The organism is Xenorhabdus sp. Sc-CR9 (assembly GCF_963897815.1).
Classification (GTDB): Bacteria; Pseudomonadota; Gammaproteobacteria; order Enterobacterales; family Enterobacteriaceae; genus Xenorhabdus.
The window spans coordinates 1-13,234 of record NZ_CAWQTY010000044.1; the positions used below are offsets into that span (position 1 = coordinate 1).

Sequence of the window (13,234 nt, forward strand, 5' to 3'; positions counted from 1 at the left end):
TACGAGAACACAACATGCTTTTACTCTATCTTCCCGCTTACAGCCCAGAGCTGAATCTGATTGAAATCGTCTGGAAACAGGCCAAATACCGCTGGCGACGTTTTATCACTTGGACTCAGGATACCATGGAGTATGAGTTAAATACTTTGTTGAAAGGTTATGGCGACAAATTTGCAATTAACTTTTCTTGAGTACTTAATAAGAATACTAATGGGTTAATCAGACAATATTTTACAAAGGTGACTTATTTTATAAAAGTAATTAATATTATAAAATTAACTGAGCCAGAAATCAATTTTGTTTTAAACCGATTAAATAATCGTCCTCGTAAAACACGAGATTACAAAACACCGAATGAGTTATTTAAAGGAATAGCCACTCATTTACTTCGTTCATTACGGTGTTGCGCTTAGTATGTGAATCCAAGTTGCACTTATTATGTGAACTCACCGACAATTATTTATTTTCATTACTCTATAATAAATAAAGTGTATTCAAACGCTGGGATCTGATTAAAACCAGATCCCAGTGTGTTTTTCATCTCTTTTCTATTTATGCTCAGTGAATTAGCCTATTATTTATCTGCCCGATGAATTGACAGGTATTAGGCATTAGAGTCAGGGAATACAACTCAGATTCAATCAGAATAATGCCCAACAATGTCATAAATCCCCGGATTAGCCTTAGCAAGCGCCATGGTACGTTTTGCGTATTCTGCTGATGCTGGGTCAGCCTGAGTTGCCTGAACATCCGCAATGCTTTTCCATTTCGCAATATTTACAATTCGACTACCATCCTTGCTTGCTAACAAGGTAACTGAAATGAAGCCTGGCCGCTTACTAATAACCTTATCTGTTCCCTCTTGCAACAGCTTGATGACTTCAGCTTGCTTACTTGGATCGACTTCAATGATATTGATGAATGTAACTTCAGACATTATAGTTCTCCTTAATGCGTAATAATTATGCCAGCTTTTTGCAGGCAGAGATTTACTAACTTGTACCTTGTTAGATCTAGTACAAAGACGATTCAGTAGTACAATATGTCAGGCCATTCGAAAAAATATTTATTTTTAAGTTTGGAAACTGACATTTTCACACTAATTATCGTCATTAAAGTTTAGAACACTTTTTGAAAGAGGCTAATAAATTGTTAGTACTTCATATATACATACAGGATATTTTATTGTATACACTGTGGGAATAATTAATGACTTATTAGTTTCTGTATTATTTACAAAACTCTTTCCTTGTTCCTAAGAAAAGTAATTTAACATCAATATTATTTACTTTTGTTATAAGATCAAAAGATAGCGATATCTAGATAGCGTTTCAAAATGGTAGTTTACAGTCCTAAGTGATGTACTGGGCTGTAAACTATCACTATTATGGAAACTTATTTAAGTTTAAATTATTTTCCTCAGTATTGAGTTAAGAAAAATAGAATGAGTAAGAAGAAACAAATGAATAAATTTAAGGAAGAAAATCCGGCTCAAGTTTATTCCAATCGCTCCAAACTTGAATCGCTGGCATATAGATTTTTGGGCACTATTCCAGATGCTGAAGATGCTGTACAGGAGACCTATCTACGGTGGCACAGACTTACTCAAACAGAACGCGAACAAATTGTATCCCCTATAGCCTGGCAACGAACAACACTCACACGGATTTGTTTTGATCAACTTAAGTCGGCCAAGTCAAAACGTGAAATCTATATCGGTGATTGGTTGCCTGAACCTGTCTCACAATACGAGTGTTGGGTATCTGCTGTTGAATCATCTGAAACAACCGATCCTGTTGATGATCTTATTTTGGAAGATTCAGTTTCTATGGCGTTGATGATAGTCTTGGACAAAATGACTCCTGCTGAACGTGTCAGTTTTATTCTCCATGATGTCTTCCAATATTCTTTTGGCGAAATCAGTGAGATTGTTAATAGAACACCACAAGCATGTCGTCAATTGGCTTCATCTGGACGAAAGCGAGTCAATCAGGAATGTCATTTTGCGTACTCTTCAGAGGAGCACCGGCGTGTTAATAGTGCTTTCCGCTCTGCATGGCTCACAGGCAATATTAGGGAGCTGGTCGCAGTTTTAGATGAAAGAGCCTGTGCCATTACTGATAGTGGAGGCCTTACCAGCGCAGCTACCGGACCACTGTTTGGCCGGGATGCAATTATCAATTTTTTCCTCTCAGCATTCGAACGCCAACATAACCTCCAGATCGAAGAAGAGTATGTTAATGGTGAGCCAGGGCTTGTCGGCAAAGTGGCGGGTCATACTGTTACTGTGATCTCTACCTATATACAAGAAGGACGGATTAAAAATATCTGGGTTATGCGTAATCCGGAAAAATTGACTGTTTGGCATTAGCCAATTGATTCAAAAGAGGTTAGTTACTATGGCAGCGATAACTGATTGTGAGGGTAAAGTCGTCATTGTTGGTGCTGGAATCGGAGGGGTAACTCTTGCTGCCCTGCTTTCTTTATCTGGCATAGAATGTGACATTTATGAACAGCGGATGAGGTTTTCTGAAGATGGGTTTGGCTTGAATATTCAACCTGAAGCAATATCAGTCTTATATCGTTTGGGACTTGCTGAAAAGTTGGATTCTTGTGGGATACAAACCAGAGCACACCGCTATGTTGACCATTTAGGAAATCTTCTTTTCGAAGAAGCAAGGGGGATAGAAGCGGGTTTTGATACTCCTCAGATGTCTATATCTCGTTCCAAACTGCTTAACCTAATATTTTCTATAGCTAAAACAAGAGCAACCTTTAACTTTGGCACGAAGTTTTTTACTGATGTTTTACATAAAACAGAGTGGGAAAAAAACCTTATCGTGGGCGCTGATGGCATACATTCGGTAGTTCGACAAAACTTATTTACAGATTCTATGCAACTCAATTCCGGTAATATGATGTTATGGCGGGGAATTACTCCCATGCCAAAGTTTCTGGATGGCCGAACAATGATTATCGCGAATAGTGAAGAAGGGGTTCGTCTCATTGCATATCCTGTTTCCAAATCTCATGATCTACGTGGGGAGAGCCTTATTAATTGGGTTATCCTTGTTCCTATGTCACTTGATAAGCCATTTGATATAACAGTCAATCGCTTCCAGGCGACAGATTTCCTGCTTGACCTCATTAAAGAGTGGCATTTTGACTGGTTAAATCTCCAAACATTAATAACCACAAGTAAAACACTGATGCGAACCGCGATGGTAGACAGGAACCCACTGGATAAATGGAGCTACAACCAGTGTGTTCTAATAGGTGATGCTGCCCATCCCATGTTCCCAATCGGTGCAAATGGGGCAACTCAATCTATCATTGATGCCGAGGTCCTTGCCTCTGCTATATATGAAACCCCTGACTTCAAATCTGCAATAACGAAATATGAGCATATACGCATACCTGCAATATCCAGAATTGTAATGGCAAACCGAGAAATGAACTTGCGTGAACTTGCTAGTCAGGCTCTGAATCAACAAGAGCGTGTTCAAGAACTTGTCACCACAACAACCCATTACAAAGCTGAAACAAAAAAGATGTATTCGGATTGACTCTGTTATTTCAATAATAATAACCCATAAATGAATCTATAGAACTGGAGTTCTGAAATGAGTGAACAATCTTCTCTTCCCCAATTCGATGCTATTGTCATCGGTGCAGGTCTTTCTGGTCTTTTTGCAGCCCACAAAATTCATAACGAGTTGGGATTAAAAGTACTTGGTCTTGAAAAAGGTAAAAATGTCGGCGGTACTTGGTATTGGAATCGTTATCCTGGTGTTCAGGCAGATACCGAGGGCTTTGCTTATCGTTACTCCTTTGATAGAGAGGTTTCGCCAAATTGGGATATATATGCTCGATATCAAACTGGTGAACAGATGCGGGATTACTTGGAGAATGTTGCAAGCCGGAACAATATTTTTCAACTGTTCCGTTTTGAAACAGGTGTCAGCGAAGCTATCTATGATGAGGCCAAAAATATCTGGCAGGTTAAAACTACCGATGGAGATATTGTTACAAGCCGATATCTGGTAAGTGCTGTTGGTGTATTATCTGAGCCGGTTCTTCCAAAAATCAAAGATCTTGATCAATTTAAAGGGCAGATTGTACATACTGCACGTTGGCCAGATAACCTGAAAATGGATGGGCTCCGTGTCGGGGTATTAGGGACCGGCTCAACGGGAGCACAGCTTATCGTTGCAGCCAGTCAGGTTGCATCCCATCTGACTGTGTTTCAGCGGTCAGCCCAATATATTGTCCCGGCGGGACAACGTCGCTTGACAAAAAATGAAGTGGAAAAGTATTTCTCAAATTTTGAAGAAATATGGAAAGAATGGCGGGAAACCCGTCTGGCATGTGGTTTCGACGAACCCAATGTAGGGGCGGTTGATGTCTCCTTAGACGAGCAGAAGACTGTCTTTGAACGTGCCTGGAATGAAGGTGGGGGATTCGGTTTTATGTTTGGGACTTTCAATGATCTTGCTGTCAATCTTGATTCCAACCGCGCAGCCTGTGAGTTTATAGCCAAAAAGCTCAAAGATATTGTTAAAGATCCTGATACGGCACGCCGTCTTACACCAACAGAATACTACGCTAAACGACCTGTATCGGTGGATGGATACTATGAAGTTTATAATCAACCTAATGTGGAATTAGTCAGCTTGTTAGATACACAAATAGTTCAGGCAACAGAAAAAGGTCTTCTTACCGCTGATGGCGTTGAACATGAAATTGATATTCTTATTTTTGCTACAGGATTTGAAGCAGTTGAAGGTGCTTACCGGAATTTCAAAGTAGCTGGACGTAATAAAGGTACTCTCCTTGATACATGGGGAGAAAATCCTGCGGCTTATTTAGGTGTTTTTACTCCGGGCTTTCCAAATTTCTTCACTCTCCTTGGCCCTCAGGGAATATTTTCTAATCTTGCAGCAGGCATTGAAGCACAGGTAAATTTTATCGGTGATATTATTTCGTGGTCTGAAAGTCATCAAAAGACAGTTATTGAAGTGACACCTAAAACACTTTCAGAGTGGTCAAAACATTGCGAACAATTGGCAAATCATACCGTCTTTTCTCAGGTGAAATCCTGGATATTCGGAACAAATCGACATGGTACCCCACCCCGTGTTCTCTTTTATTTCGGTGGCCTTAAGGAATATATTGCAGTTTTTGATCATGAACGCAGTAATAATTTCTCTGGCTTTAATAACAGTCATTAAAGTACAGCTAAAAAAGCTTATATCTCAGCTTTAAGGAACAAATAGAAATTTACAAGCATGAGAGGATATAACTGAGAAATTATACGTTATATACGTAGAGAGCAGATACTGTCTTATGAATTAATATAATAATCGCAGTATATTGTACTAATAAACTTAATGACAAATTAAGCTGCGCGGATAGTTATACCCACAGCTTAATTATTTTTTATTAAATGTAAATTACGTTAGTTTAGTTATTATATCATATTAAAAGCATTGAGAAATGCTTAGTTATATATGGCTAACAAAAGTAACAAAATGATGATAAATCAGATGGAAATTATTTTTAATCATCTTCTAAAATTCTTGCTCCAGCTCCTGTTTTTCCCAAAATATCATTAGGATTATGCAAAGGACAATCTGTCAGTGAAAGACATCCACATCCGATACAACTACCTAAATTATCACGCATTCGGATTAATTTCTTAATGCGCTGATCTAATATATGCTGTAACTGTGAAGAAAACATTAACCATTGCTCTGATGTCAATTTATTATTAGGTGGGAACTGATTAAATATTTTATGTATATCTTTCAATTGGATGCCAGTACTTTGCGCAGCCTTGATAATTGCAATATAACGTAACACAATTGAAGAGAAACGGCGTTGATTACCTTGATTACGTGAACTTCTGATTAACCCTTTCGATTCATAAAAATGGATTGCTGATATCGCAATTCCGCTACGTTTTGACACTTCTCCAATCGTCAACATCCTATTACAACCAATGTCTTTATTTTTACTCATCTCTCTTGACCTCAAGTTAACTTAAGGTTTTATAATGTATATTTGTTATGTCTGTCAATCGGAAAAAAGCATTCTGCTTCGTACTTAAACATATCACTATTATTGGAGATTGTTGGCAATAGAAATACAGAAATTACGAATTATTTGAGAAAACCTCAAAACGTAAGAAAATATTTCACATAATGAAAAGGTTGATATAAATGATAGGAAAAAAAATCGTTGTTAGCCTAGGAATTGCTTTATTGCTTGTAGTTGGAGTTTTCGTTTATAGACTAAATAGTTCTGCTAATAATGAATCAGGATATATGGCCTACCCACCTGTAAAGGTAGCTTTGGCTGAAGTAAAAGAAACGAATCTCCCTAGAACATTATATGGCGTCGGCGAGCTTGAAGCTGATAGGCAAGTACACTTGGCGTCAGAAACCAGTGGCAGAGTCATTAGTATTGAGTTCCAGTCTGGTCAATATGTGCAGAAAGATCAGTTATTGGTGCAAATTAACGATTCGGTTGAGCAGGCTGAACTTGTCCGTTTACAGGCTCAGTGGAAAAATGCTGACAGGTTATATCAACGTACCAGCAAGTTATTTACCAACAAGGTTGCTGCTGCTGCTGAATTGGATAATGCTCTGGCAGAGCGCGATATGGCCTTGGCTGCTATTCGTCAGACTGAAGCACTCATTGCCCAGAAAGCAATTCGGGCACCCTTTTCGGGAGTCATGGGAATTCGACAGGTTCATATAGGAGAGTTTCTGCATGCGGGTAATTCTATTGCCAATTTAGTGGATGCAAAACATCTTAAACTGAACTTTTCGTTAGATGAACAGGCAAGCCCTGAACTACAGATTGGGCAGATAGTGAATGTACAGGCAGATGCTTATCCAAACGAAAATTTCCCCGGTAAGATAAGTGCCATTGATCCCTTGATTGGCAAATCCCGTACTGTACAAGTACAAGCACTTCTGAATAATCTTGATGGAAAACTTAAAGCAGGAATGTACGCCAATATACAAGTTATGCGTCAAAATAATATTCCAGTTTTGACAATACCGGAAACGGCTGTGACCTATACTGCTTATGGGGATACTGTTTTTGTGGTTCAAAATACAAAACAAGACGCGGAAAAATCTGTAAAAACGGCAGAACAACAACCAATGATAGTAAAGCGGGTTTCTGTTGAAGTCGGACAACGCTGGAATGGTATGGTAGAAATAAAAAAGGGGTTGGCCCAGAGAGAGCTCGTTGTGACATCAGGCCAATTGAAATTAAATGATGGCGCACAAGTGGTCGCAGTTGCTGATGACACATTAAATATCGCGAAATCATCTGTAACGGACTCTTAATGGAGGCGGAAAAATGACATTTACCGATCTTTTTGTTCGCCGACCAGTGCTTGCTCTGGTAGTTAGTACATTGATCCTGTTATTGGGGCTGTTTGCTCTGAGTAAACTTTCTATTCGGCAATACCCACAATTAGAAAGTTCAACAATTACTGTCACAACGGAATATCCGGGAGCTTCATCCGACTTAATGCAAGGATTTGTAACTCAACCTATTTCACAGGCAGTTTCTTCTGTAGAAGGAGTAGATTATCTATCTTCTTCTTCGGTACAAGGTAGAAGTATCGTGACCATACGTATGGAACTTAATCGCGATTCGACCCAAGCCTTGACACAAGTGATGGCAAAAGTGAATCAGGTCAGATATAAGTTGCCAAAACAGGCTTATGACCCTGTTATTGAATTGTCATCAGGGGAATCAACGGCTGTCGCTTATGTTGCATTTTCCAGTGATACCTTACCGGTATCGGCTGTGACGGATTACCTTTCAAGAGTGGTTGAACCTATGTTTTCTTCCATTGAAGGTGTCTCAAAAGTGCAAGTAATGGGTGGACAACAACTTTCTATGCGCTTATGGCTGGATGCGGATCGCCTTGCTGGGCGTGGATTGACTGCAGCGGATGTTGCAGCAGCGGTGAGGCAAAATAATTATCAAGCCGCGCCTGGTAAAGTGAAAGGAGAATATGTTGTTTCAAATGTACATGTTAATACCGATCTCACTAATGTTGAGGAGTTCCGTGATCTAGTTATCCGCAATGATGGCAATGGGTTAGTTCGCCTCAAGAATGTTGGTACAGTAGAACTGGGTTCGGCAGCAACTGAAACCAGCGCTATGTTGAATGGTAAAGCTGCTGTACATTTAGGGTTATTTTCAACACCAACGGGTAACCCACTTATTATTGTCGATGGTATTAAACGTTTGTTGCCTGATATCCAAAAAACGCTTCCTCCGAGAGTTAAGGTTGACTTAGCATTTGAAACTTCTCACTTTATTAAAGCTTCGATTGATGAAGTTACTAATACTCTGTTAGAAGCATTAATTATTGTTATGACAGTGATCTACCTCTGTCTCGGGTCATTGCGCAGTGTACTTATTCCGATTGTTGCTATTCCTTTGTCAATGTTAGGAGCAGCAGGGTTAATGCTGCTATTTGGTTTCAGTATTAATTTATTGACGCTATTGGCGATGGTTCTGGCAATTGGACTTGTAGTCGATGATGCGATTGTAGTCGTTGAAAACGTACATCGTCATATTGAAGGAGGAATGTCGCCTGTTGCAGCAGCCTTAACTGGAGCAAGAGAAGTAGCAGGTCCTGTGATTGCAATGACAATCACTCTTGCTGCAGTTTATGCACCGATTGGTTTAATGTCAGGATTGACAGGGGCTTTATTTAAAGAATTTGCTTTAACACTGGCAGGTGCTGTTATCGTATCAGGTATAGTGGCTCTGACTTTATCACCAGTCATGAGTTCTTTTTTATTACAGCCGAAACAGCAAGAAGGAAAAATGGCACAGGCTGCTGAGGCATTTTTTGATAAATTAGCTCACTATTATTTTCGTTTACTTAATGTTTCTTTGCGTCATCGCTGGGTAACAGGCATATTTGCTTTATTAGTCGTTATAAGTTTGCCTTTACTTTATAAGCAAGCGCGTCAGGAATTAGCACCAGTGGAAGATCAGGCTGGTGTGCTGGCCGCAATTAAGTCACCACAACATGCTAATTTGGATTATGTAGAGCGATTTGCTCGTAAACTTGACCAAGTATTTAATGAAGTTCCAGAGATGGTCGGTACATGGATTATTAATGGAACTGATGGGGTTTCTTCAAGTTTTAGTGGAGTGAACTTGACAGAATGGAGTCAACGTAATCGCTCGGCCTCGGATATTCAAGCACAATTGCAAATGGCAGTGAACGATGTAGAAGGAAGTAGTATTTTTATATTCCAGCTTCCACCATTACCAGGCTCCACTGGAGGGCTACCCATCCAGATGGTACTGCGTAGTTTGCAGAATTATCCCATCCTATACCAAACAATGGAAGAAATTAAACAGCAAGCGCGTGAAAGCGGGTTATTTGTCGTTGTAGACAGCGATCTGAATTATAACAACCCAGTCGTGCAAATACGGGTTGATCGTACTAAAGCCAATAGCTTGGGAATTAGAATGCAAGATATCGGTGAATCATTAGCCTTGTTGGTTGGAGAAAACTATATTAACAGATTCGGGATGAACGGCCGTTCATATGACGTGATTCCACAAAGTATACGTAGTCAACGATTAGCACCAGAAGCCTTAGCAAATCATTTTGTAAGGACCGAAAAACAAGAGATGATCCCACTTTCTACAGTGGTCACAATTTCAACGAAAGTTGAACCAAATAAATTGACTCAGTTCAATCAGCAGAATGCGGCAATTTTTCAAGCTATTCCAGCACCAGGCGTAACCTTAGGGCAAGCTGTGACTTTCCTTGAGGGAACACTAAATAATTTACCAGCAGGATTTAGCTATGATTGGCAATCTGACTCCCGTCAATATAAACAGGAAGGTCATGCACTGATTTTTGCTTTTTTAGCTGCCTTAATTATCATTTATTTAGTACTGGCTGCTCAATATGAAAGCCTTATTGATCCCTTAATTATCTTGATCACTGTACCACTGTCTATTTGTGGTGCTCTGATACCATTAGCTATGGGATATATTACGCTTAATATTTATACTCAAATTGGGTTGGTAACGTTAATAGGGCTTATTAGTAAGCATGGTATCTTAATGGTAGAATTTGCCAATAAGTTACAGGAAATTGAAGGAATAGATAAGCATTCAGCGATCTTAAAGGCGGCAAAAATCCGTCTTCGTCCAGTATTGATGACGACGGCAGCAATGGTGATCGGCTTAATTCCACTGTTGTTTGCTAGTGGTGCTGGTGCAAATAGCCGTTTTGGTATTGGGTTAGTGATTGTATCTGGTATGTTGGTGGGAACATTTTTTACTTTATTTGTATTGCCGACAGTCTATACATTCTTGGCAAAAAACCACTCTGCCTCTGCAATGACACCGAGAAAACAACAATTGATCGAAGCTGACAAGATGCTGAATATACGAGATCTCTGATTTTGGCTTTTAAATTCTCGTTTTCTCGACAAATACTTCAGGCGTTTTACCTTTTAAGCAACCCATGTGGTCTGCAATAATTGTAAAACGCCTCCTACTCAGAGCCAATTGGCTTCTAAGTAACCTTATATTTTGATAGACACTGATCAAAGAATGCGGTTCCTTTCCAACTGAGCATTACGCGCAGCTTCCCTTGCCTCACGCTTTTTACGGGCATCACAGGGTTCAGGGCAATCACAAACTTTTTCTACACCAATGCTTCCCAGACCACCACAGCTTCCTTGAATGCTCTTACGTTTAAAGATATAGCCCAGCGCCATTCCTGCAAAAGCCAGCAGGAAAAAGATAAAAGTGGCGATAAAGACTTCCATAACTTTCCCCTATCTCATTTTTTCTGTAAGTATGACTTAAAAGCAGCACTATAGCGCTCTTCAAAACCATCTTTGGTTTTCACAATCATAAAAACGGGAATGTTCAACTTCTCAGCCAATTCCATTCCTTTTTCCGGCCCTAATACATCCAAGCCCGTCGAGAAGCCATCTGCGCTCATGCATGTCGGTGCAATCACGGTAATTGAAACCAGATTATGTGTGATTGGTCTGCTCGTTTTAGGATTAATGGTGTGAGAATAACGCACTCCATTCTGTTCAAAATAATTCCGGTAATCACCTGATGTTGCAACAGACATATTGCCCGGCTCAATAATTTCCTGAGCGCTCTGTGCCATGCCTGTATCCGATGGTTTTTCAATCGCTATCCGCCACGGATTTCCTTTACCATTGTTACCCAATGTACGAACTTCGCCACCAATATCAACCATATAATTTCTGATGTTCTGGGCTTCCAGATACTCCGCTACAGCATCAACACCATAACCTTTGGCAATAGAAGAAAGATCGACGTAAAGTTCAGGAATAGCTTTAATCAGATTATTGCCTTCAACAGACAAGTTCCCGATACCCGTCCATACACGGCGAGTCGCTAATTCCTCATCTGTTGGTGCTTTGGTTATTCGTCCTTCCGGCCCGAATCCCCACAGATTGACCAATGGGCCAACAGTGACATCCAACGCACCTTCTGTCAGTTTATTGATTCGAATAGCTTCTTTAACGACTTTCGCCGTAGCGGAAGACACAGGAAAAGGTTTATTCACTTCGCGGCTTTGATTAAAACGACTCAATTCAGAATTTGGCCGATATGTAGACATCTGGTCATTTACTTCTTCCAGTAGCCGATCAATCTCTTTTTGCAGGTTTTCCGGAGCAGGGACAGATGAATCAGCGACATATTTAACGGAATAATAAGTCCCCATCGTCTGCCCATTAAGATTTTGTTGTTCAGGGCCACCACATGCTGCCAGCAGTATAACCGCAAACAACAATGCTCCCCAGTTGATCATTTTTTTACTCAACATAACTTACTCTTTCTGGATCGTCAGCGCCCACAAATGTGGGCGCTTGTCGTTAAATCAATGTATATACCCGCCGTCTTTCAAGTTGCAGCTTGGAATCCATTGGGTATACAACCATCAGCCGCCGAAATCATCCAGCATGATGTTTTCATCTTCTACACCGAGGTCTTTCAACATTTTGATTACCGCAGCGTTCATGACCGGAGGCCCACACATGTAGAATTCACAGTCTTCTGGTGCCGGATGATCTTTCAGGTAGTTCTCATACAGGACGTTATGAATAAAGCCTGTGTAACCATCCCAGTTATCTTCCGGCAAAGCATCAGACAATGCCACATTCCATGTGAAGTTCTCGTTTTCTGCTGCCAGTTGGTCGAAATCTTCGGTATAGAACATCTCACGCTTAGAACGTGCACCATACCAGAAAGAGATCTTACGCTTGGAGCTTAAACGATTGAGCTGGTCAAAAATGTGGGAACGCATTGGTGCCATACCTGCACCACCACCGATGAAGATCATTTCTGCATCAGTGTCTTTCGCAAAGAATTCACCGAATGGGCCGGAAATCGTTACCTTATCACCCGCTTTCAGTGACCAAATATAAGAGGACATAATGCCCGGTGTAACATCTGGGTTTCTTGGTGGTGGAGTTGCAATACGCACGTTCAGCATGATAATACCGTGCTCTTCCGGATAGTTCGCCATTGAATATGCACGAACTGTCGGCTCCTTGACTTCAGAGACATAACGGAACAGATTGAATTTATCCCAATCTTCACGGTATTCCTCTGGTACGTCATAGTCAGCATAACGGGCAACGTGTGGCGGACATTCAATCTGAATGTAACCACCTGCGCGGAATGGAACCACTTCCCCATCAGGCACTTTCAGCTTCAGTTCTTTAATGAAAGTCGCTTTGTTATCGTTGGAGATAACTTCACATTCCCATTTCTTGACACCGAAAATATCTTCTGGCAATTCGATTTTCAGATCTTGCTTAACGTTGACCTGGCATGCCAAACGGCAACCTTCTTTTGCTTCACGCTTATTGATGTGGGAAAGTTCAGTTGGCAAGATATCACCACCACCTTCCTTAATTTTCACACGGCACTGACCACAAGAGCCACCGCCGCCGCACGCAGAGGAAACGAAAATTCCCTGATTGGAAAGCATGTTCAATAATTTGTCGCCGGCGGGGGCAGAGAAACTCTTATCCTCATCGCCATTGACTTCAACTTTAATATCCCCGGTGTTCACTAACTTAGATTTTGCGAACAAAATCAATGCCGTCAGTACCAACACTATCAGGGTAAACATTACTACGCCTAGAATAATTATATCCATGAATTCTTC

11 protein-coding genes and 1 pseudogene are annotated in these 13,234 nt (G+C 40.5%); 7 read left to right on the top strand and 5 right to left on the bottom strand.

Annotation, left to right across the window (positions count from 1 at the left end; translation table 11 throughout):
- Both AACQ81_RS19650 and AACQ81_RS02180 read left to right on the top strand, forming a co-directional pair.
- A partial coding sequence (locus AACQ81_RS19650; RefSeq protein WP_443089527.1) for a transposase occupies positions 1-191 on the top strand: 191 nt, incomplete at its 5' end.
- A 3-nt stretch (positions 192-194) separates the two neighbouring features.
- Positions 195-413, top strand: a pseudogene (locus AACQ81_RS02180) (IS30 family transposase); the annotation flags it as partial.
- Between the two features lie 224 nt (positions 414-637).
- On the opposite strand, the gene AACQ81_RS02185 reads toward AACQ81_RS02180, so the two are convergent.
- Entirely contained in the window at positions 638-937 is a 300-nt protein-coding gene (locus tag AACQ81_RS02185; protein WP_237386121.1) for an antibiotic biosynthesis monooxygenase family protein, read from the bottom strand.
- A 525-nt stretch (positions 938-1,462) separates the two neighbouring features.
- Between AACQ81_RS02185 and sigJ the strand changes: the two genes are divergently transcribed.
- Genes sigJ through AACQ81_RS02200 form a run of 3 tightly spaced genes read left to right on the top strand, consistent with a single transcriptional unit; the run spans position 1,463 to position 5,231 of the window.
- The gene (gene sigJ / locus AACQ81_RS02190) at positions 1,463-2,371 is read left to right on the top strand and encodes an RNA polymerase sigma factor SigJ (RefSeq protein ID WP_237386122.1); all 909 of its coding nucleotides are present in this window, start codon (positions 1,463-1,465) and stop codon (positions 2,369-2,371) included.
- Between the two features lie 28 nt (positions 2,372-2,399).
- On the top strand, positions 2,400-3,566 hold the full coding sequence (locus AACQ81_RS02195) for an FAD-dependent monooxygenase (RefSeq protein WP_237386123.1): 1,167 nt from the start codon (positions 2,400-2,402) through the stop codon (positions 3,564-3,566).
- Between the two features lie 57 nt (positions 3,567-3,623).
- A complete protein-coding gene (locus AACQ81_RS02200; protein ID WP_237386124.1) occupies positions 3,624-5,231 on the top strand; it encodes a flavin-containing monooxygenase in 1,608 nt (535 codons plus the stop codon).
- Between the two features lie 328 nt (positions 5,232-5,559).
- Here the strand turns inward: AACQ81_RS02200 and soxR are convergent, their stop codons facing one another.
- Positions 5,560-6,021, bottom strand: coding sequence for a redox-sensitive transcriptional activator SoxR (gene soxR / locus AACQ81_RS02205; protein WP_237386125.1), 462 nt, complete (start codon positions 6,019-6,021; stop codon positions 5,560-5,562).
- A 200-nt stretch (positions 6,022-6,221) separates the two neighbouring features.
- On the opposite strand from soxR, the gene AACQ81_RS02210 reads away from it, so the two are divergent.
- Together AACQ81_RS02210 and AACQ81_RS02215 are read left to right on the top strand one after the other, a co-directional pair.
- Positions 6,222-7,361 (top strand): efflux RND transporter periplasmic adaptor subunit, encoded by a 1,140-nt coding sequence (locus tag AACQ81_RS02210; RefSeq protein ID WP_237386126.1) that lies wholly within the window; start codon positions 6,222-6,224, stop codon positions 7,359-7,361.
- Between the two features lie 13 nt (positions 7,362-7,374).
- Positions 7,375-10,470, top strand: coding sequence for a MexW/MexI family multidrug efflux RND transporter permease subunit (locus AACQ81_RS02215; protein ID WP_237386127.1), 3,096 nt, complete (start codon positions 7,375-7,377; stop codon positions 10,468-10,470).
- Between the two features lie 146 nt (positions 10,471-10,616).
- On the opposite strand, the gene nqrM is transcribed toward AACQ81_RS02215, so the two are convergent.
- The 3 genes from nqrM to nqrF all read right to left on the bottom strand — a co-directional run bounded on the left by nqrM (position 10,617) and on the right by nqrF (position 13,225).
- Positions 10,617-10,841 carry a (Na+)-NQR maturation NqrM gene (gene nqrM / locus AACQ81_RS02220; protein ID WP_237386128.1) on the bottom strand — a complete coding sequence of 75 codons (225 nt, stop codon included), beginning with the start codon at positions 10,839-10,841 and terminating at the stop codon, positions 10,617-10,619.
- 14 nt (positions 10,842-10,855) lie between these two features.
- Entirely contained in the window at positions 10,856-11,884 is a 1,029-nt protein-coding gene (locus tag AACQ81_RS02225) for an FAD:protein FMN transferase (RefSeq protein WP_237386129.1), read from the bottom strand.
- A 114-nt stretch (positions 11,885-11,998) separates the two neighbouring features.
- The gene (gene nqrF / locus AACQ81_RS02230; protein WP_237386130.1) at positions 11,999-13,225 is read right to left on the bottom strand and encodes an NADH:ubiquinone reductase (Na(+)-transporting) subunit F; all 1,227 of its coding nucleotides are present in this window, start codon (positions 13,223-13,225) and stop codon (positions 11,999-12,001) included.
- Between the last annotated feature and the right edge of the window lie 9 nt (positions 13,226-13,234).